The organism is Clostridium sp. KNHs205, from assembly GCF_000702945.1.
Classification (GTDB): Bacteria; Bacillota; Clostridia; order Lachnospirales; family Lachnospiraceae; genus Anaerocolumna.
Genome location: NZ_JNLE01000003.1, coordinates 1,379,416 through 1,402,516 on the forward strand (window position 1 = coordinate 1,379,416; position 23,101 = coordinate 1,402,516).

Sequence of the window (23,101 nt, forward strand, 5' to 3'; positions counted from 1 at the left end):
AGCAAGAATGGCAAAAGATGAAATGACCGGATTAGGGCAGCTTGTGCTGCGGTCAGAAATGGAAGCGCTGTACATAAAGGATATTCACATCCTGGATCAGGTAAATGAGCATGGAATCCTATCTCTGAGTTTCCTTTCCGGAAAGCAGATGGAACCTATGGATGCCATGCGTTATCAAAACAGCAGGATTCAACTACTGGATGGAGACAGTGCCTGTATTTTCTGCGGAACCTGTGTTGCTATACAGCTTAAGAAAGAAAATGACTACACAGAAGTACAGGTTCAGGCCAAAACCTTATCCGAACAGACTGACAGGGAAAGGAAAACAAAGACTTTTCAAAGTACAGGAAAGACTCTTAAGGGAATTCTTAGTGAAGGAATCGGGAGCGGAACTCTAGTACAGTTAGATTCCGATATACCGGTAACGGAAATGCTGTCCCAGGAGAATGAAACAGACTGGACCTTTAATCGCAGGATTGCCAATCAGTATGGTAAACAGGTTTTTGTCAACAGTAAGACCACTGGTTGCCAGATTCATATAGGAAATCATCCTTTTGCTGTAAAGGAACCGGGCAAAGTCCTTTCTGCATCCGTAGGCCGTGATGTAGACAAGGTAAGAGCAATACAGGCAGGACCAAGCCAGAGTGCCTCTGTATTCGAGTTTGAAGAAACAACAATTACGGTCAGTGACCTTTCAATTGGTGCAGGTTACGCTGTATCTTATGAAGGCAGGACCCAAACCGTAACCCGAAGTGAGATAAGAGCCAGTCAGGGTTTACTGGTTAATGCAATTACCCTTGTGCATGGAGAAGGAGTGGTTCCGGAGGTTTCCCGTTCTCAGGGATCCACGAAGCGTTCCAGCATCCTGACAGGAACCGTGACTGCCGTGGATGGAACCAATGTAATGGTAGACTTTAATACACCGGGAGATGCCCCCAGGTGGATGCCCTATGCCAGTGCGGTCAGTAACTATTTCTATTCCATGCCGGATATAGGGGATACTGTATTTGTCTATTATGAAACAGGGGATAGCGAGAAAATAGTATGCCTGGGCAGTCGTCATGTAAATCAGAGTCCTGATTTCTCCAATCCCAAAAATAAGATGATGACTGCCAATAACCGTATGGTGAAATTTGCAGAAAAGGAATTGAATCTTATCGGTAACCGTTCGGAATATGACGGCAACGGTGGGGAACAGGCTAAGATTATATTCAATGATGAAACTGGAATTGAGATACAGAGCACCAGGGATATCAATCTGAAAGCCGAAGAAAAGATAACGCTGCAGGCATTAAAGGGTACTTACAAGGGCATTGATGAACTAAAGCAGAAGTTTGATCAGATGTATGGAGAGGGAGAAAGTAAGTACACAGCAGAGGGCGGCAGCATGGAATTTGATGCCATGGCACTGCTCTCCTCCAGAAGCTATACTGCTTTGAAGGATAATATCAAGCAGAATCTGGAAGCCCCCTTTCAGGTATTTGGAACCTTACAGGAACTGACCGGGCGTATAGGGGGAAGCGCAGGCACAGAAGGAGGAGAAGCAGAGGTGCCGGTTTTTGAGGAAGGGGTTGCACATATCCTATCCTTAGAACGCCTGATTCTGCAGGTGGGAACGACAAGTGTGACGTTTGCCGGAGGTGTCATCCAGATACGTACAAATGCCTATATGCAGTTAGGAACGGACCGCAGTGTAGCCTATGAGCATCTGGAGGATGAAAATTATTCCTGGAAGGATATGTTCCTGGATGTAGCCCAGTGTGCATTGGATATTGTTGGTGCACTTCCAATACCAGTGGTCTCTACGGTGGCAAACCTTGCCAATGCGGGAATCAGTCTGTCAAGAGGCGATTATGTGGGAGCTGCTATATCTGCCGGAACAGCCTGCCTTTCCTTAATTCCTGGAGCGAATACGGCAGTAGGTGCAGCGAAGGCAGTTGCCACCGCCGGCAAGATAGGAAAAACAGTAAAAAAAGTCGCGACTGTGATAAGGATAGCCAAGATATTTAGTAGTGGTGCCAATAATGTGAATTTGGCGCTAACAGCAGGTATGGCTATCTGGGATATTGGTACTGCCATAAAAGACGGTACCTTTGATATGAATGATCCGGACTGCCGCAGGGACGTGATGAGTATCCTGCAAGGAACATCTAACATTGCAAAATCAAAAGTAGAAAAATCAAAGATTAAAGAAAATGGAAAAGAACGATTTAAAACCCGTGGGGAAAAAGAAACTGAACGGCAGCAGCGAAAGGATTCCAGAAAACAAACGGTTCAAAAAGCAAAGGACACTGCCAAATCAGTCAAAGACAAAGCTAGGGCAAAACTGGATGAATACTCAGCCAACCGCTGTAAAAACGGTGATCCGATTGATATGGTGACCGGTGGTTATCTGATTGAGCAGTGTGATTTACTAATAAATGATATCAGAGGCCGTATCGCTATTGAGCGTACTTATGAATCCCTTTTATCAGAGGAAGAATCTCCGGTTGGAAAAGGATGGACTTTAAGTCTCTTCAGCCAGGCCTATGTCTATGATGAAAAGATAGAGATTCTCCTGCCAGATCAGCATACAGAGACCTTTTTAAAAACAGCCGAGGGCTATCGTAACCGAAGGGGTGGGACAAAGCGCCTGTCACTGACAGAGGAACGAGATGGCTATAATTTATTTGACAGTACTGACAAGACCAACTGGTTTTATGACAGGGAGGGGAAACTGCTAACGGCTACAGACCGTAACGGAAATCGGACTTCCTATGATTATAAAGGAGAAAAACTTGCTAAAATCAGCTTTGCCAGCGGACAGTATTTAACCTTTACCTGGCAGGGTGATAAGATTTCAAGTATGCAGGACTGTATCGGAAGAAGTGTGGAATACTGTTACGAAGATGATTATCTGATTGCCGTGACCATGGTAAACGGTGGAAAAGAAACTTATGGTTACGATACGAAGGGAAGAGTTAACGAGATTACTGATGCCAATGGCGTAACCTATATACATAACGAATATGATAGAAAGGGCAGGGTAACCAGACAGAGTTTATCAAATGGCCAGGAATATATCCTGTTTTATGGAGAAGAGGATCGAATGAATACCTATCTGGCACCACAGAACGGGCAGGAAATTCGTTACCATTATAACCTGTTAAAGCAGCTAGTAAAAACAGAATATTCAGATGGTACCACCTTGGAATATGGCTATGATTCCTGGGAAAACCGTGTATGGGAAAAAGACCGAAAAGGGAATGAAACCAGGCGAGAATATAATGAAACTGGGCATTTGCTTGCGCTTCATGAGCCAAACGGCAGAAAATTCTTTTATGAGTATGATGAAGCCGGAAACTGTATCCATAAATGGGACAATACAGGGATGGACAGTCGATATATCTATGACAATACCGGAAACTTAATGGAGGAGCTCCAGAAAGTGGATGAGGAAAAGTTTCAGCATTATCGGTTTACATATGATTTATATGGAAGAATAACTTCCTTTACTGATCCTAACGGGAACGGAGAAACCTATGAGTATGGTAATCTCTTTGGCGAAGAGCAGATATATGTCAGTGCGGGAGGGGAACGGACAGCCTATGGTTATGATGAAGCCGGCCGCATAATGACCCGTACGGATATGGATGGAACCAGCCGGTATGCCTACAATAGCTTTGATCTTCTTTGTCAGGCTACCAATCCTCTGGGGCATACCGACAGATATGTGTATGATGGAGTACTGGATCTGATACAGGTGGTACGACCAAACCAATACGGTGAAAATATGGGAGCAGACACTGGTGATAGATACCGTTATGACGCCTTTCATCACCAGAACATGCATATTGATGCAGCCGGTGGTATCTATGCCCTGCAGCTTGACGGAGAAGGGAATCCAGTGAAGGAAATTCATCCGAATGCTTACCGGATAGAGGACAAGGATGGGGAAGGAATCATTAATTATTATGATTCCAGTGATAATAAATATAAAATTAAATACCCGAACGGGGGAACCAGGCGAATCTGGTACGATGCCAGCGGAAATATTACAAAAGTGTGCAACCCAGAACAATACGATGAAAAGGCTGATGATGGTCCTGGTTTTTGCTATGAATATGACAGTGGAAACCGGCTGATACAGATTACTGGACCGGAGGGGGATATTCTTCACCAATATACCTATGATCTTGCAGGGAATCTTATGAAGGCTGTCCATGGAAGTAACTGCAGAAAGCCTGTAGAAAACAGCACGATAGAGGGAACAGAAAGAGAAACGGTGGGTGAATTATATTCTTATAATAGCCTTGGCTGGTTGCTGGAAAGCCGGACACCTATGGAGGAGAGAGAGGGAGTCGTATGGTATCAGCTCATCCGGTATGAGTATGATCTTGCCGGTAACCAGGTGAAGGAAATTCGCTATTGTGACTATCAGAGGAAAGATACCCAGACAGGAGAAGTACATACTATCTCCTATGAATATGATAAGGAAGATCGTCTGGTTTGTGTCAGTGATTGTACCGGAGCAGTCCTTCGATATGGGTATGACGGAAAGGGCCGTAGAACTCTGGAAAAGAGAAGAATCAACCAGAGTACAGAGCAGGTATTCCGTTACTTCTATGATGAGGGAGGCCATATCATAAAAGTATCCCGCAGTGCTGACCAAAAGGGCTGTGGAAAGGAAACGGTATTCGTCCGTTATGAATACGATAAGAATGGGAATAACACCAGAGTATTGCTGCCCTCCGGCGGAGAGATACTCCGTGAATATGATGCTGCAGACCGTTTGATAAAGGAAAGTCATAATGAGAAAAAAAGTGGTATTCATAACACAACCAGCTTTGTTTATGATAAGGCTGGGAATCTCATATGCATCACGGATAACCAAGGCAGAAAGACCGAAATCAAATACGACCTGTTAAACCAGGAAATACAGAGGACAGAGAGAGACGGAGGGACAACAAGACGGTTTTATGACAACAATGGACAGTTAATCAAGGTAATCCGTCCCAAGGAGTACGAAGCCTCAAAAGAAAACGGGCCCGGAACAGTGTACACGTATGATGCCAGGGGTCAGCTGCTTACCATCCTTCGCCCTGATGGAAAGGTCCAGGAGAGCCGTACCTACGATAGAGAAGGAAATCTGATCCAGACTTTGGATGGAACCGGCAGCGGAGCCAGGTTCTTCTATGATCTGGGAGGAAGAAGGACAAGAATCGAGACCGAAGGGAAAGCGACCCAGAGCTATACCTACGATGCCTTTGGTAATGTAACCGGACTATGTGACGGAGAAGGCAACCGGACGGAATATGTTCTTGATAAATGGGGGAGGATTACTGATATACGTAAGGCAGATGAAAGCCAGGAACATTATGGCTATGATTATGCTGGAAATATCATAGAGAGCATAGATGGAGAAGGTAACAGGACTATCTACGAATACAGTGGAGCAAATCTACTTTCCGGTTTAACCGACCCGGCAGGAGAAACAGAGCAGTACTGCTATGATGAAGAAGGGCGCTTAAGCAAAAAGACGGATAGAAATGGAATAGAGACGTCTTATACCTATAATCTTTATGGTAATCTGCTAACCAGACGGGCAAAGGAACTTTCCGAAGTTTATGAATATACCACCGAAGGCTTATTAAAGGCCGCCATCGCAGGAGGTATGCGCTACAGCTATACCTATGACCATATGGGAAGGTTAATACAAAAGAAAGCAAGCGGAAGAACCTTATTATCCTTTGTATATGATAAGAACGGAAATCTGCGGAGACAGAAGGATGTAACCGGAAAACAGACGGAATATTTTTATAATCTCAACGATGAAATCAAGGAAATATGGGATGACGGCAGGCCTATCGCCGAGTATAATTATAATGAAGACGGTACCATAAAGAGTCTGCAAAATGGAGAAAATCTTTATACAGAATATGCCTACGATAAGGATAAGAACCTAACTGGGTTACGAAGTACTTTGTCAGGAAAAATTCTGGCAGATAATTATTACAAGTACGACGGTAATGGAAACCGAACAGGAAAACAACAGCTCCATGGAGAGATTAGTTATACCTATGACAGTCTGAGCCGATTAACCAAGGTGCAGTATCCTGGAAGCTGGGAGGAACTATCTTATGACAAGGCTGGGAACCGTACCAGAAGAATCAGTCCAAAGGGCGAGGAACTTTACCAGTATGACAGCAGGAACCGCTTAACCAGCCATAGCGTTAATGGTATTATGGAAGACTACGCTTATGATAATGCCGGTAACTTAATAAAAGATGGAAAGAATCAGTACAATTATGACGCCTTTAACCGGACAAGCAGGGTAGAGACCTTTGACGGAAATATCCAGATAAACCGATATGATGCAGAAGGATTACGTCATGAGCTGGAGGAAAGCGGGAATCTGGTACAGTTCATCTTCCGTGGAACAGAAATTGTTGCCGAGGAATCCAAGGAAGAAATCAGACGCTATATCCGTTCAGATATTCTGCTAGCCTCTGATGCAGAAAGTGCCAGAACCTACTATCATTATGCAAGCGATGAGCTAGGGAGTATCACCCATGTAACGGTGAAGGAGGAAGTCCTCAATCGGTATGAATATGATGCATGGGGAAATGTAACAGAGTGTCAGGAAAAGGTAGAAAATCAGTTTAAGTTCAATGGACAGCAGTTTGACCCTGTCAGCCAACAGTATTATCTTAGAGCAAGGTATTATAATCCGGTAATTGGACGTTTTACACAGGAAGATGCTTACCGTGGTGATGGTCTAAACCTGTATGCGTACTGTGATAATAATCCGGTGTATTATGTGGATCCGAGCGGGAATGCGTGTGAACCTGGGAAGGATAGAATCGGAGAGAGTGCAGATGCATCAAAAAATGCAACCAAAACTCCAACCAAACTGGATAAAAAACCTACTTTTAATGCTCAACAACAAAGTGAATATGATGCTGCCCGAGCAAGAGGAGCAGGTGCTGCAGAAGCTTATTACATTGCTACAGGTAAAAATCCATTGAATCAAACTGGAAGTGATTATATGGCATCCAGGGAGCAACAAAAAATTATGGATTATTATCAGAAATCTGCAACATCAAATTATAATAAGAGGAAGGGAACAGGAACAGCACAACAAGTAGGATCATGGACACATGCAGATGTTGCAAATGATATAAATAATAATTTTACTCCTAATAATATAAAATATTTACCCTATATTAAAAGAATTAATATTGAACAAAATTATTTAGATGGTCGAACCATTGATAATAATGCAAAGAATAGTTCCAGAGTTGACATAGCAATAGAAAATAAGGTTAATTCAAATATTCTTGTGGGAGATATTAAGACAGGAAAAGCAACTTATACACAGAGACAGCAGACTAAAAATTCTAATAATATAAATGGTACTGGCAGTAATACCAAGGGGTATACTTTTACTCATATGGAAATAAAACCTTAGAAGGAGGTTATATGAACATTATTAATTACACAGTAGAAGAGTATAATTTTAACAAGGCGATGCAACATAATATCAATGAAAATATACAGCCATTATTAATTTCTCATAATTTTACAAAATTTTCACCCAATAAGTATGTCCGTGAGTTAGATGGATTATTACAATTTATAAATTTCAATGTTAGCAAAGAGAGGGTAAAAGCTTTTGCGTTTTATATTCCTATATATTTTCCTTATGATAATCTTTTGACCTTTGGAATTGAAATTACGGGCTCATCGGGGATAAGTCTTTTACAAGGTAAGTATTTTCCGACTTTGTACGAGCGGGAAAAACATAATAAGATGATTCAGTGGGAAGATTATAATAAAGTACATCTACCCAATATTGAAAAGTTGATATACTCAATAAAAGAGGGAATTTTACCTGAAAAAGATAGAATAGGTTCTTTGGCAGATTTTATTAACGTTCTAGAATGTGAACGGCCAATATTTTTTGGTGAAGACTATGACATTCGTTCGCGTAACGGGGTAGATCATCGTTACATAATGGCCGTATATAAATGCTTAACAGAGGAGTATGGCCAGGGAGTCATAGAATTGAAAGAATTAAAGAGATTAATGGAGGAGGATGAATCAAAGGGTTTGCAGCCTTCAGTAATTAATATTAGTATAAAGGAATATCTGGAACGTTTTTTAAACTCCATTAAAAGTCAGGAAGTCTATAATTCGGCCGGGAAAGAGGAATTTAAGAAATGTTTTGATACAATATGTAATGAAAGAAGGAAAAAGTACAAGCTATTAAATAGTTATTAAATGACTACAAGATAGTAATTGATAAATGACAGAGATTGAGTTTAGTATTCAATAAATAATAAGGGTGTAATTTATAATTTGATTACACCCTTGTTATACCTATGATAGAATATTATTTGGAGTTTAATGGAGTTTTAATGAAGTTATGTTATTTGGATGCTGATTACGATTATGAAGAATTTTTTTATATCTTGGTTTGAGTATTGGCTTGATGGAAATGATGATTATTTTGAGGGATTTGTATTGTAACATTAGTTGAAGTAGTCATAAAATACTAGGTAATTAAATTGTTATACGCAATAAAGAAGTTGGGTAATATTTCCTATTTTGTTTTGAAATCGTATACAATTGTAAAACACAGTCACGCCATAACAAGTTCTAAGCAATGGATGTCGGCTGTGTTTTTTAGTCTATGAACCAAGTAAATGAGGTGTTATTAAAACAATAAAGAAATATTATATAATAAATATATCTGTGAAGTTCTTGTAAATAGTAAATTTATGCTAATAAAACACGTGGTAAAATATGTTAAAGTATTTGTATGGGATTTTTATCCATATAGCACTTGAAAATTAAGAAGATACACTCAAATTTAAAAATTGTAAAAATCATATTTAATGTTGCATACGAAAAATCATATTAAGAAAACTTAAATAAATGGTAAAAGTTTTCCAACTGAGAAATGAGCCCTATATACGCATTATCCAAATAATGTTATAATAATCCATGGTTAGACATAATTTTCTATTATTTGATAATAAACAATCATTCGATAGTAGAAAAAAGGGGTTATAGGGGGAGAACAGTGAAGAAACATAAGACCATTTTTAGTGTAATATTATTATTTCTATTTACTCTGATGATGAGTATTACAGTTCCTGCGGCTGAGCAGCCAGCAAGTGATACAAAATCTGTTATTTTCCTTTTTGATTCCAGCGGAAGTATGAAAACCAATGATAAAGAGCGTCTTGCAATAGACAGTATTGCCCAATTAACCTATGCACTGCCCAGTGATTACCGGGTAGGTGTGGTATCTTACAATACAAAGGTTGTAATCAGCCAGAAGCCCGTTGACAGCAATCAGCGAACTCAGATTATGAAGCAGGCGAATAAGATTCAGTATGAAGATTACAGCAATGCAGGCCGGGGTCTGCAGCAGGCAGTGAAGCTACTGAAGGAAGAAGAAGCAGAAGAAAAGACCATTGTTCTTCTTTCAGATGGTGAGATACTGATGAAAGATGCTTCGACAACCAAGAAATCGACCTCCCTTTACAAGGGTGCAATAGAGCAGGCCTCAAAAGCTGGCATTACGATTCATGTAATCGGCTTAGGCGAGCAGATGAAGAACTTAAAAAATCCAATCTTTGATGCCGCAGAAGAAACGGGAGGTGGAAGCTATCTGGCACCCCTGCCTGTGGATATACAGGATGCAATCGATTCAATTCTTATAGAAAAGCTGGATATTAAGCAAACAAATCTGGCTATTGTAGATGCCGATGGCACACAGGAGTCTTTTTCTTTTGACTGTCCTTTTGTTAATGCAAGTATTGTCCGAATACTGTTAACCAGTGACGCACCTATAAAGAATCTTAAGACGAACTTTCAGGCAGAAGATGCCGGGCAGATTAATGGTGAGAAATATTCACTTATCCAGATAAAGAAACCCTCCAGTGAGAAGATAGATATAGGGTTTCAGGGAGTCTCCGGAAGCCGTGTCAAAGTTGTAATAATACCGGAATATCAGATAGCACCGCAGGTAAGTGTTGAATATGTAGATAAAGTACCCACAGCTCCCGAAGCAATTGCTTATGAACGTACAGCACGAATAACCTATTCTTTCTTAGACTATGAAAACAAGAACTTACAGCTATGGAAAGAACCTTATTTTGATCATAACAGAGTTGGTCTTACCTTAAATGGCAAGGATAACTTAGAAAAAGCATTGAATGAGGGAAAACTCACCATAGAGACTACTGTTACAGAGGACAGGACAGAGGAGGTAATGATTGATTATGGGAAGCTGCCCTTCTATGTGTACGGTGATAATGCTGTGACAGTTCAGTTGGAAGGGCCGGCACTTTTACCTGTTGAAGAACCGAAGCCGCCTTACTTACTTATTGGAGGAGGAATTGCAGCAGCTGTAATCGTGGCAGGAGTAATTCTATGGCTTATAATCAGAAGGAAACCTGAGCCTCTGCCACCGGACGACAAGCCGGAGCCCAGTAAGTATAGCTATACTGGAAAACTGAACATATATATCACCAGAACACCAACGGGATATGATATACCGCCGCTGACCTACAATCTGTTCCGGCTTCCTTCCGGTAAGGTTATGTCTCTGGAAGATGTACTGGATAGTTGCTCCGTGCAGGAATTCTTTGAAGGAGCAGATAAGATATATTTTAAATCAGGCCCAAACCATAACTTGATATTGACAAACAATTCGGACTGTACTGTTATGAAGAATCGAGAAATTCTCATGAAGAAGAAAAGTTACCAGATTACCGTTGGAGGTAAAGTGGATATTATTTTTGAGGATGAAACCAGTGAACTTACGTTCCAATATAAAGATTTAAAGCCTTCCGAAATGCGTTGATAAACAGCGTGATACAGAAGTAAGAAGGAATTAAATAAATGAAAAGTTAGAGAAAGGGAGTGGTAAATGATGGAGATTATAAGCCAAACGAACCGTACAATATTACTGGATGTTATAAATCCGGAGAAATTAGACTTACTGACTCTGGTTGGAGAGGTGAAAGGAATCGACAGTTTAAGCGATGACCAGATGCGTGAAATAAATCTGCATCTTGAATGCCGCAGCTATGAAGAAGCTGAGAGGAAAATGGCACCGGTTATCTGGTCCTTTTTCGATGCAAACTCACAATCAGTGAAGTATACTCTGAAGAAACCGGAAAATATTTCAGAATCAATGCTGACGGAGATTAAGTTAAATGAGCAGGAAAACTTTCTTAAAACAGTTTTTACTGTTATGAGCTCAAGAAAATCTCAGGGATTGCTAAATGTTGAGTTTGGATTTGAAAAATTGCTAGAGATGATATCACCTAAAAAAGTCATGGAGGATATTAAACAGGTCCGCAAGGAGATTCAATATAATTACAGCAAATATGCTGAGATGGAAGATGGGGATCCCGGAAAGCTGGATGTTGGTGACCGCTTAAATGTATTGTTTGAAGAAGCCAGCTCTAACTATAATAATATTATGGCTATGCTCCCCCTGGCAATTGAAGATGTAAAGACCCGTCTGCTTTTAGGCGGAGGTGAACAAAAGTCCGATAATAAAGAACTGGTGCCTGGAATTCTCACAATGGCTGAAAACGGAGAATTAAAGGTATTGGAAGCTCCCAAGGAAGAGAATACCGCATTGGCTGCTTTAGATGACAATGTGAACGCAGGATTGATAGAAGTAATCAGGGAAGATTATAACGCAGTGAACGATACGCCAAGTGATTATGTGCAGAACCTGGTAGTTCGTACATTTTGTCCCCTTGCATCCACCAACCAGACTAAAATCGATGTGGAAACTGAAGTACTGAATTATAACTCCTACCTGGAATTCTACCGTACCTCCAAAGACAATTTTATTAAGGTTGTTAAACCTTTGGTAGAAAAACTCCTTGGTATTAAGATGTACTTTGACCAGTACAAAGCGAAATCTAAGGGCATGTCTCCTTCCCTGTTAATAGCTAATATATCACCTGAGATGCTTGCTAAGAGCTCCAATCTTCCAAGGCTTATTACATACTTAAATACCACCAACAGTAAAAATAATTTTAAGGATACAATCTGGTACGCAATCTATCCTAATGTTTCCTGGAGTCAGAATGTTACCAATAAGATCAACAGAGAGAGATTCAAAGGCAATGTACAGAAAGCAGGAACAGATGTGTACAGCATGGAGTCCTTAAGTATATTGCTGGATGTGTTTAAAGACTACCGTGTAGAGACCTTCTTTTCCTTTGAGAACAGAGAAGAAACCACCTTTAATGCACTTGCGGCAGAAGGTGTAGAAAAGGCTATTGAGAAATGTGCTCCGCTTATCGGAAGGCCTTACAGTGAATTTGCAATACCGGTTCTACCTAACTTTACGGTAATTCCGAAAAATAAATCCGGCGTTACCCTTGATACCAAAATGCGTGTAACAGATAACAATAACGTAGCTTTCTCAGATGCCAAAGAAGATGTGATGCGTTTGTGGATTGAAGGCGTTTACATAAATGGAGCTTATGTAGCCGCGGGCTTTAGAGCTGCCTGCCAGTGTCCGGAATTCTTAAAGGATCATTTTAACAGGACGAAGGTCAAGACTGATTCCGAACTTCCCGGTGTGCGTTTTGATATTGAAGCCGGAAATAATTCTTTGCTGGCTTATACATCCATGCCAAAGGAAATCACCGGTTTTACAACTACGATCAAGAATCAGATTAACCAGAAGAACTTCGGCTGGATTTTTTCCTCCGAAAATGCTTCCCTTAGCGGTGAGAACATTACGAATATTACAGTTTATAAAGCCAGGAACCTTTTATATAATTCAGAGTTCTCATCCTATGAATCTGTGTATAAGACACAGGTAACCACTTATATCGAGAGAATCCTTCGTTATGTGACCGGAGATTTCAAGGAAGATAATATCAAGAATTTCTTCTCAAATAATCCCCAGAGTCAGAAGAGTAAGTGGTACATGAAAAAGGATTGTGTTAATGCTATTATTACGGAAGGCGACAACCTGGAATACAGCATAGATGAGGCAACCAGCATATGTGAACTTACCATATCCTTTAATGGCAGCCCGAGAAACCTGGAAGTATTAATTAATCGGGTAAGTTCCAATGCATAACATATCAAATTTAATGATTGGAGGAAGGAACAATGGGATTTAGACTGAAAATTGACGGATCAGGACCTGTAAACTTAAGTGAAAGATGTATCACAAGTGTGAATTTCCACTCAGATATTCCGGAGGATTCTAATGCAAGAGCAACAGACCACGGGACCGAACTGATTATTCAGGGAAAGATGCTGTTCTCTTTAGGAGCGGCAGTGGAGGATTCTACCTTAAATCTTGCAAAATGGAGTGTTGTACCCAGTGAATCAGCTGACAGTTACCGTAAGGTCCAGGTGGATGTGGTTGCAGCGGACCAGGTAGTACGCCAGATTACTCTTCCCAATGCTTTTGTAATGGATTACAGAGAGGAACTGGATGATGAACATGGTGTGGGTGTTTTCTATCTTCATGTAAAACAGAAGAAGGATTTAACACAGGATACTACAGTTGAAGGCGGATTCGGACAATAAAGGAGGGATAAATTATGTCATTAAGAGTAAAAATTGATGGACAGGACAGCTTTGAAATAGCAAAAGACTGCGTTAAAAAAGTGATATTCAAGACGGACATCCCTCTGGATTCGAATGCCAGAACAAAAGACGTGGGAAGTACGCTTGAAATTTCCGGTAAAATTCTGGTTGCGACAGATGGTGACCCTTTTGACAGCACAAGACAGCTGGCTTTATGGTCAATGGTACCGGCTGAGAATTCAGCCTCCTATCGCCAGGTAACCGTAGAAGTTATCAACGCAGGCGTAATTGAGAGAAAATACAGCTTTCCAAGAGCATTTGTTATTGATTACAAAGAGGATTTTGGAAATTCCGATGGTATCGGTACTTTTAACATTATTATCAAACAAAAGAAAGATAAGCTCGATCAGATTGCCATAGAAGGCGGTTACACAGGAGCCTAAGCTTATCCCAGTACAATGGAGGGCACGTCTGGACAAGACGTGCCTTTTATAAAATTGTCCCTGTTCTAAAACTTTTCCTTCATAGGAAAGGCCTTAGAATGAGGATAAGAAAGGGAGGAATTGGTATGGAGCAGCAAAAAGACTGGTACCGGATATTAGAAATAGCAGAAAGCGCCACAGAGCAGGAGATAAAAGGAGCCTACAGGCGTCTCGCGAAAAAATACCATCCGGACACCCATGTCAAAGATAAAAGTAACATAGATAAATTTAATGATATAAACCAGGCGTATCAAATCTTAGGAAATACAGAAAAGAGACAGGAATACGATAAGAAACGAAAGCAGACGCAGAAGGCGGAGGATAACCGTAATAGCACAAAAAGAGAAGGAAATGATAGCAGCAAAGCGGATTTTGATTTTCAGAACATGAATAAGAAATTTGAAGAATTCTTCGGCTTTCATCCGGAAACGAAAGACATTACAAGAGAAGATAAAATGAAAATAAAGAAAAATCCCCTTGATACAACGGATATGTTTGAACGGTTCATGGGAATAAAGAGGTAGTGTATGAAGAAGAGACTGAATCTAATTATTGCTGCGCTGCTGGTATTATTGGCAGGTTTGCTGTTTATGTATACACATATTACATATTATTGGCTGTGGGGTTCCATTGCCCTTGTAATGGCAGGAATGCATGTGTTATGGGCAGAAAAGAAAGAAAAATCTGAGATCATGGAAAACAGGTATCTTTCAGGAAAGGAAAAGGCTCCGGAGGCTACACTTACAGAAGTATTACTTCTGGGAGAAAACAATGAAAAGCTTACAGGCTGGAATATCTATGGTAAAAATGGACTTGTTATCGGCAGGGATATCGGAGAAAACCAGGTAGATGTCAATCTTGATCATACCATCTATGCAAGTATGATTGATATCGAACATGCAGTTCTTAACTTCTCCGGTAATGACTGGTATGTGGAGGATATTTCAACAAGAAATGGTGTAAGTCTTCAGAAAACAGATGGTAAGAAATACAAACTTGCTTATGGAAAACCATGTAGATTGGAAAGAGGAGATATTATATATGTAGCTCTTACCAAATTACAGATTATATAATAGACAGATTACGGAAAGGATGTAGGAAGTCATGGGAGAATCCAATTTAATTCGCTGCCAGAATGGGCATATGTTCAGTAAAAAGAGGTATGGAACAGTGTGTCCATACTGTAATATTGAAACGGCCACAAAGGAAAAGAAAGAGACACAAAAATCAGAGGTGGATTTGGAAGAAGAGCTATTTAAAGAAGAGGTAAAACCTGTATGCGGCTGGCTTGTCTGCATTGACGGACCAAGAAAAGGCAAGGATTATAAGATTATAGACGGAAAGAACTTTATCGGACGTGCTGATGATATGGATATCCAGATTCTTGGGGATAACGAAATATCCAGACGTAACCATGCTATTGTTGTTTTTGACAGAAAGAAAAAGGAGTTCATGCTGCTGCCAGGGGATGCCAATGGTTTGGTATATCTGGATGAAAATGCAGTATACACACCGATGCCGCTGTATCCATATGCCAAAATAGAACTTGGAAAATCTACATTTTTGTTCCTGCCTTTTTGCGGATCAAATTATATGTGGGAGTAAATAGAGGAGGGTACAGATTGAATGGATAACTCCTATTACATAATCGGAGGATTGGTTTGCATTATTTTCGTACTGGAAATAGTAAAACTATGGGTAAGACCTGTCAAACCGGAATCCGGATGGGACCAAGGCTATTGTATGACCATTGGAACCTGCGAAGTACAGGAAGACCTTGGGGAGGTTGCTGTAACACCCTCCGGAAGGATGGCGGTACTCTCTGACGGAATGGGAAGGGCCTACGGCGGCCGCATTGCCAGTAAAATTGCTGTCGATACTTTTGTAAACATTTTTGAGGACTATAATGCATTTCATAATCCCCAATATTTTTTTCGAAAAGCGTTCCATTCGGCCAATAAAGAAATATTAAAAGCTTTGGAAGGAGAAGAAAGGGGAGCCGCAAGTATTAGTTGTGCGTTGCTTCGACAGGGATATCTGTATTATGCGGTAGCTGGAAATGTAAAGGTATGTGTCTGCCGAGAGAAAAGCCTGGTTCCCGTTTCTGCCGGTCATACCGTTGCTGTACTGGCAGAACAACGCTTTCGTGAAGGGAAACTTTCGAAACAAGAGGCGGTACAGCTTTTGGAAAATCAACGTCTGTATAATTTTGTTGGAAGAGACGGCTTTGAGGATATTGAACTATTTGATGCACCTATACGGCTAAAAAATAACGATATTATAGTACTTATGACAGATGGAGTATACGAACTGTTAGGTTTTAAACAAATAGAACTGGTATTAAATAAGAATGGAAGCTGTCAGCAAATGGCACTGGAGATAATAGAAGCAGTTAATAAACATAAAAGTGAAGCAAAAGATAATGCAAGTATTATTTTAATCAGGGTTAGGAACGGAGCTATGGTATGAGAAAACAAAACGCAGAGTTTAAGACTGCTTTTACTTCTGAAGCAAATGCATTAAAAAATACGGATTACTTTGGTTTTGTAGAATTGGATCGGTATGCCTGCTATGTCATTGCCGATGGAATTGATGACCAGGTAGATGGTATAAGTGCAAAATTAGCAGTTTCCGCCGCCATTGCAGCTTTTTCAGAAGCTCCCGCTATAAGCCGGAAAGGAATGCTTACCTGTTTAAGAGCAGCCAACAGAGCATTGCTTAAAGCAAAGAGCAAAATGAAGTTAAAAGCTTCCATACTTATTATAATTACAGACTATGCAAAACTCAGATATGGACATGCCGGTAACATCAGGCTACGTTTATACCGTGATGGATTCCTAAAATATCAGTCGGTGGATCAGTCTCTTTCCATGGATCTGGCAGCATCCGGACAAATACCTCCGGATAAGGTCGCTTCTCATGAAGAGCGAAATAACCTCTATACCTGTCTGGGGCAAGAGAAAGAATTCAATCCTATCATATCCGGCAAAATCAAGCTGACAAATTCCGATGCCATAGCTTTATATTCAAGAGGAATATGGGAGCACATAGATGAAGGAGAAATAAAAGAAGTCTTTGCGGATGCCACTGATGATCCTGAGAAAACGGTCAATGACCTGGAGGATATGCTCTTATCCAGACAGCCCGCAGGTCTTACGAAATATACCTTGGCTGTAATTTTTGCCAACAAGGTTTATGTGGATCCTGGTAAAAAAAGAAAGATCCGCAAAATAATCCTTACAGTAATCCCAATTTTTGCAATTGTTGCGGTACTGACAATTGTCCTGATCGTAAGGTATAACAATAAGCAGGATAAGATTCAGGACATGAAAACAGCTTATCTAAAAAGTATTGAGTATATACAGTCCGATAATTTTGTACGAGCAGAAGAAGAGTGCAAGAACGCCCTAAAGCTGGCAAGCCAGGTGAAAGATAAGAAAATGGAGAAGGAGCTTTCCGATTACCAGATACTTATAGAGACTATTTTGTCTGCTGATGAGGCACTTGACGGTAAAAAATATGCAGATGCCAGTAAGCTGTTTCAGGAAGCTGCCAAGAGAGTCCGCTATGTGGATAATCTGGGCAAAGATTATGTGTTTGACAGGTTGGATCTGATTTCAGATTATATATCTGTCTATGATTTAATCGGGCTTGGCGATACCCTTGCGCTTAACCTTTCCTATGATAAGGCGGAAGAGAAATATCTGGAGGCGAAGGCTCTGTCGGGGAAAATATATTTTGATGAAGGAAGAACTTCTGCTATGTCTGCTCTTGAAAAACTCTATGCAGATCAAAAGGGAATAAAAGAAGCAGAGGCAGAGGAAGCCAAGGAACAGGCAGAGAAACAGGAAGCGGCTGCTAATTATATGTCTTTGGGAGATAAAGCCTTTACCCAGGGAGATTATGAGAGTGCCAAGGTTCACTATTTATCCGCAAAACAGAAATTTGAGCTGTTAGGTGATGAGATTCAGGCAAGTGCAGCAGAAGAGAAAGCAGAAGCAGCAAATTCTAAAATTGAGCAGCAGAAAGTTCTTGAAAGAGAAGCAGACGGATACATGGATCAGGCCGCAGCAGCTGCGTCAAAGGAGGATTACACTTCCGCTAAAAAGTATTACCTGTTAGCAAAAGATATCTATGCTGCGTTGAAAATTCAGGATAAAGTAGATCAAATAGCCAGAAAGATGGAAGTGCTGGACATCAAAGAACAGGAAAAGGAAAAAGAAGAGGATGCCAAAGAAAAAGCTGACAATGCTGCATTGGCAGATAATTCAGCGGCAGCATCAGCAGATAAGACAAAGGATTCCGCTGCAGCAGAAAAAGCCGGCATTACGAAAACGGAAAGCAATGCTAATTCAGCAAGTGAATCGGGTGAGTGAAATCACTATATAATTCGGAAGGGAGAGTGTCACATGAAACAGGAACATGATTTTGATATGGAGAGCTATATCAATAAAAGAATGCTGGAAATCACATCCCTGGAGGATAGACGTCTTTTTAAAGAGATTACCGAAAAGCTGCTGTTAGAGATAAATCATTACAACCAAAAGGCATACAGAACTTTGGAACAGAGGATATTAAACGAACATAAAAGCCAGCAGAATGATTTTGCGATCTACCTGACCTTAACAGATCTAAATCATTATGATGCTACAGATACCTTTATGTATCCCATGGTAGCAGAGGATGTAAAGCGGAAATATTATGACACGGCAGAAATCAGAAAAGCCCTGGACCATAACGAAAACATAAAACTGCTGACAATATTTGTGAAAACCACAGTAACAAACATACATAAATTAATGAGCTCAGACAGAACCTTTCAAGGGGTTTTAAGAACTCAAAAGGCAGAATACAAAGGGACATTTCGGATTTCCAGAAATGAAAGGTATATGGAGCTTGTGAAAGAGCTGTATTACATCTTTGGAGTTAACTACCAGCCCTGGATGACAGTATGTGAAGCCTATATTGCTAAAATGTTTGAAATATTTCTCTGTTCTGCTCCGCAATTATCAGAGAAAGAGGAAATACTGGAAGTCACGATTGATTTTGAAGAATTCAATGACAGTGTTTATTATAACATGATACCTTTATGGAATCTGGAAAAGATACTGGAAAAGACCAGTACCTATCCGGAAGCCTGTATTGATAAAGTGAATTATGAGCATCGTATTTTTTCACACCGGTTGAAGGAAGATTGTGAATACCTGATTATGAATACAGATAAAGAAATTACGAATATCAGAAGGTTAAACGGAGACCTTCTGATAACCTGTCCCCTGGATAATCCCTGCGAATGGAGCCTGTATCAGGTGAATCGGAGAAGCGGAAAAGAATATTATCATTATCCTGTTTTGTCCAATCAGTCAAAGGAGAGTTTTGCAGGAAGCCTTACTGAAATGTACCGGAGAAGTATAAAGACGAAAGCAGAACTGGCAAGATTAATGGAGGCTTTTTCTTACGATAATTATGTAGTATTCAAGGAATTTGAAATTCTGGAAACAGCTCCGGAAGGACTTAATGCCTGCAATTACAATATGGATGGATTTATTTTGGATGAGATAAGAATAGGAAGATCACGCCAGACCTTGGTGCTGAATTTTGCAGCAGTGGAACAGGGACATTACTTAAATGAAGATATCATGAGCTTTTTAGTCACCCAGGTACAAAAGATATTTCCGGAGTATTTATGTGTCGGAAAGCTGATATAGGAGGAGAAGCAGTTGAACTTTCTATGGGATATTTTTTTGAGGGCACAGTCCTGTAAGAAAAAAGAAGAAGAACTGTTTTTTCTGCAGGCGATTGAATACAGTCCGTTTTATGAACAAGCATTTAACTGTATCAATGAGGTTAACGTAGAGAATAACGAAATTGAATTGAATCTTCTATATCGTTTTACAGATATTTTTCAGGATATTCTGGCAGAGGAAGAGAATGAGTTTCCTGAATTTAAAAAATATATAATAGATGCAGTATTACATATCCTGTTGTATACAGACCTTAGACATGGTCTGAGCACCAGAGAAATCTATATCAGAAAGCTGACGGAAGAACTGTTAAATGGTACCTTTTGGATGGATATAGCAGAGATATTCCGTCTGATTCCTTTGCAAAAGCAAAACCGCCTGGCAACGTTGGTACTCACCCAGATGCAGACAGGCTCCTCTCTGCTTATTTTTCGAAGATCGATTCTTATTCTGTTTCCCCATGCTATATTGTACCAGGTAAAAGCAGACAGGAAAAAACTGCTCTTATATCTGCCTGACAAGCCAGAGGAGCGAAAGAAGAATATGATTCAACTGGCACAGGATATGTTTCTCCCACTCAGCTATAATATCCGAATTTTTTGGGAACATCACTTTGGCATAATTGGTGTTGAGGGTACCATGAAGGTTGATGAGTTGTCTATTTACTAAGTATAAATCGGGAGGATACAACAGATGGATATAGCGGTTAGAAAAGAAATACCTGAAAAGCAAATGAATTATTACATCAGAGAAGAGCTGGAATTGATGACGTCCTATCAGCTTCGGGAAATCTGCTGGAAAGAAAGAATCATCAACGGAATCCAGGCACCGCTGGATAAAGATGAATTAATACTTCAAATTATGCGCTTTCGTGGCAGAAAAGATAATCTGTTCATATTAAAAAGCAAAGACGAAAGTATAAAACGCCTGGAAAATCTACTGCTAACGGCAACCATACAAAGTATGCCACATTCCATAAAGGGATGTGCGAAGATTATTACCTATAATGGCATTGAAGTAGGGTATTTTGATAATTTTACCATCGGTTACCGGCCTGAGCTTGTTGATACCAATGCCCTGCTGGTTAGCGGTAATAAGATATGCGCCGTTTTTCAGGTAAAACAATTCAGACAGGACAGAGAGTGGCTGTACCTGACAAAGTCGGCAGATATCTCCTGCGAAGAATCACCTGTCAGAAGCTATCAATTGTATTGTATGGACCGTTTGCAATCCGACTGGCTCTATCATTTATATGAAACAGAGTATGGAACACTGCCGGCTCATTTAAGATTCTATATGGTTCCGGTACTGGATTTCAGAGTGAGAGAGCTATTAGATATCAATATGCCTCTTGCCATAGATTTTGGAACCTCAAATACCACAGCCGGAACTTATCTGGATTCAACTTATATAGAAAATCTGGATGGTGACGCTGTTCGGGAGGTGTTAAGAGAAAATGAAGTGAATTATGTCATGTATCTAATAGAAGAGGAAGGTAAAACTGAGAGCCCTGTACTTCCTTCCGTAATAGGTGTTACAAAAATTGAAGACGATAAGGTGGACTATGTATTCGGATACCAGGCTGACCGTTTATTTCATATGAGTTACATAGATGAGGGTTTCTGTGTATTTTATGACCTGAAGCGCTGGGTCAGTGATGCAGAAAGGCTGGAAGAGCTGGTAGACAGAAGCGGACATCGTTGTTTCGTAAAAAGAAAGGATATTATACGAGAATACCTTAACTATGTAATATCCTGTGCTACCCAGAGATTTAAGTGCCGTTTTAAGAGTCTGCACATTTCAGCTCCGGTGAAACAGAAAAAACTATTCATAAACCTCTTCAAAGAAATATTGTCAGAGTATCAGATAGAGGAAGAAGATATGCTGGATGAAGGGGTAGCGGTACTCTATAATTCCATATCGGATCTTATTGAAACAAAACGTTACAGAAACGATGAAGAATTACAGGCACTGATAATAGATTGCGGAGGTGGTACGACAGATTTGTCTTCCTGCCGGTTTTCCATTAATAATCAGAGAGTATCCTATAAAATTGATATTGCTACCTCCTATGAAAACGGTGATACTGACTTTGGCGGCAACAACCTTACCTTTCGGATACTCCAGCTGCTTAAGATCGCCCTGGCAAGGCAGATTGGTGAGAGTGACGGTTATATGAAAGAAACCATCGTTGAGAGGCTTGGTGCGGATATCTTCAGACAGGTAGATTCAGAAGGGGTAAAGTCTGTCTACCGCTTATTGAATCAGGAATATGAAAAGGCGGAAGCTGTTATTCCCACAAGGTTCAAGGAATATGAACATAAGAGCAATAACGAATATTTTGCAGTAAAAAACAATTTCTATTACCTGTTTGGTGTGGCTGAGCAGATAAAGAAGGTATTCTACAGTAAAACAGATATCCTGCGTGTAGCAGTATCCTCAGTAGAAATCAAAGAAAATGCAGTGAAATGCATTCTGGTAGAGAGGTTCAAGCTGTCTGTCAGAGAATCTGTGACGGAATATCTAAGTATTCTAAAAGATATTCCTACTGTTTATATCAGTATCAACGAATTGAATAAACTGCTGCAGGCTGATATCTATGGGATTGTAAAGAGATTTATCGAGGCTTCATATGAGAACGGAGAATTACAGGAATACTCTATCATGAAGCTTACTGGTCAATCCTGTAAAATTGATCTGTTTCGAGAAGCTCTAAAGGAGTTCATTCCGGGAAAAGTCATTGCATCCTCCAGGAAAAACAGCAGTCAGGCAGAAGACTATGAGCTTAAACTGATGTGCCTTGACGGTGCAGTCAAATACATTAAGGATAAAAGGTTTGGTTATGCAGATGTAAGAATCACGAATGAACCGCCGGCATTTCCTTATGTTGTTACAGCTATTACACATACGAAGGAAGAAAAGATTCTCATACAAAGTCTGGACAGGAAGAATATTCGCGGTTATATATCCAGAAATATGGCAGACCTGACCTTGCAGTTGTATTTGAAGGATACCAATGGAAGCCTCCTCTACAAATATAACTGTTCATTTTCTAAGGCAGATTTTAAGCCAGTTGAAGCAGAACAGATTGTTGAACAATATAGAGGAGGTATTATACAGGACGACGTGGATTCCATTGTTGACAGGGAATTAAGATGCTTCATATTAGCTGATGAGGAACGTTGGGGGTTTGTGGTAGTCCCCATACTAAGAAACGACGAACGGCTGATGTTAGGTCCGGATCAATTTTATCTGTTTGAAATTGAGAGCTGGCTGATGAATTTCTTTGACGGAACAAAATAA

14 protein-coding genes are annotated in these 23,101 nt (G+C 40.2%); all 14 read left to right on the top strand.

Translation table 11 applies throughout. The annotated features are described in order from the left end of the window. Positions 1–7: 7 nt before the first annotated feature. The 14 genes from BR73_RS0106025 (at position 8) to BR73_RS0106090 (ending at position 23,101) form a co-directional block, all read left to right on the top strand. Positions 8–7,450, top strand: coding sequence for an RHS repeat-associated core domain-containing protein (locus BR73_RS0106025; protein WP_051685002.1), 7,443 nt, complete (start codon positions 8–10; stop codon positions 7,448–7,450). 11 nt (positions 7,451–7,461) lie between these two features. Further along, positions 7,462–8,262, top strand: a complete 801-nt coding sequence (locus tag BR73_RS0106030) for a hypothetical protein (RefSeq protein ID WP_033164796.1) — start codon at positions 7,462–7,464, stop codon at positions 8,260–8,262. Between the two features lie 805 nt (positions 8,263–9,067). Next, complete coding sequence (locus BR73_RS0106035) at positions 9,068–10,858, top strand: vWA domain-containing protein (RefSeq protein ID WP_033164797.1); 1,791 nt, start codon at positions 9,068–9,070, stop codon at positions 10,856–10,858. A gap of 69 nt (positions 10,859–10,927) precedes the next feature. Next, complete coding sequence (locus BR73_RS0106040) at positions 10,928–13,114, top strand: transcriptional regulator (protein ID WP_033167136.1); 2,187 nt, start codon at positions 10,928–10,930, stop codon at positions 13,112–13,114. A 32-nt stretch (positions 13,115–13,146) separates the two neighbouring features. Beyond that, entirely contained in the window at positions 13,147–13,572 is a 426-nt protein-coding gene (locus BR73_RS0106045; RefSeq protein WP_033164798.1) for a hypothetical protein, read from the top strand. A gap of 14 nt (positions 13,573–13,586) precedes the next feature. Beyond that, positions 13,587–14,015, top strand: a complete 429-nt coding sequence (locus tag BR73_RS0106050; protein WP_033164799.1) for a hypothetical protein — start codon at positions 13,587–13,589, stop codon at positions 14,013–14,015. A gap of 125 nt (positions 14,016–14,140) precedes the next feature. Beyond that, complete coding sequence (locus BR73_RS0106055; protein ID WP_033167137.1) at positions 14,141–14,578, top strand: DnaJ domain-containing protein; 438 nt, start codon at positions 14,141–14,143, stop codon at positions 14,576–14,578. Between the two features lie 3 nt (positions 14,579–14,581). Next, complete coding sequence (locus BR73_RS0106060; RefSeq protein WP_033164800.1) at positions 14,582–15,127, top strand: FHA domain-containing protein; 546 nt, start codon at positions 14,582–14,584, stop codon at positions 15,125–15,127. Positions 15,128–15,158: 31 nt separating this feature from the next. Beyond that, complete coding sequence (locus tag BR73_RS0106065; protein ID WP_033164801.1) at positions 15,159–15,659, top strand: FHA domain-containing protein; 501 nt, start codon at positions 15,159–15,161, stop codon at positions 15,657–15,659. A 21-nt stretch (positions 15,660–15,680) separates the two neighbouring features. Then, positions 15,681–16,523, top strand: coding sequence for a protein phosphatase 2C domain-containing protein (locus tag BR73_RS0106070; protein ID WP_051685004.1), 843 nt, complete (start codon positions 15,681–15,683; stop codon positions 16,521–16,523). Further along, positions 16,520–18,430 (top strand): hypothetical protein, encoded by a 1,911-nt coding sequence (locus tag BR73_RS0106075; RefSeq protein WP_051685005.1) that lies wholly within the window; start codon positions 16,520–16,522, stop codon positions 18,428–18,430. The genes BR73_RS0106070 and BR73_RS0106075 overlap by 4 nt, the downstream gene beginning before the upstream one ends. 33 nt (positions 18,431–18,463) lie before the next feature. Further along, positions 18,464–19,762, top strand: a complete 1,299-nt coding sequence (locus tag BR73_RS0106080) for a hypothetical protein (RefSeq protein ID WP_033164802.1) — start codon at positions 18,464–18,466, stop codon at positions 19,760–19,762. A gap of 12 nt (positions 19,763–19,774) precedes the next feature. Next, the gene (locus BR73_RS0106085; RefSeq protein WP_033164803.1) at positions 19,775–20,467 is read left to right on the top strand and encodes a hypothetical protein; all 693 of its coding nucleotides are present in this window, start codon (positions 19,775–19,777) and stop codon (positions 20,465–20,467) included. A 24-nt stretch (positions 20,468–20,491) separates the two neighbouring features. Then, on the top strand, positions 20,492–23,101 hold the full coding sequence (locus tag BR73_RS0106090; RefSeq protein ID WP_033164804.1) for a hypothetical protein: 2,610 nt from the start codon (positions 20,492–20,494) through the stop codon (positions 23,099–23,101).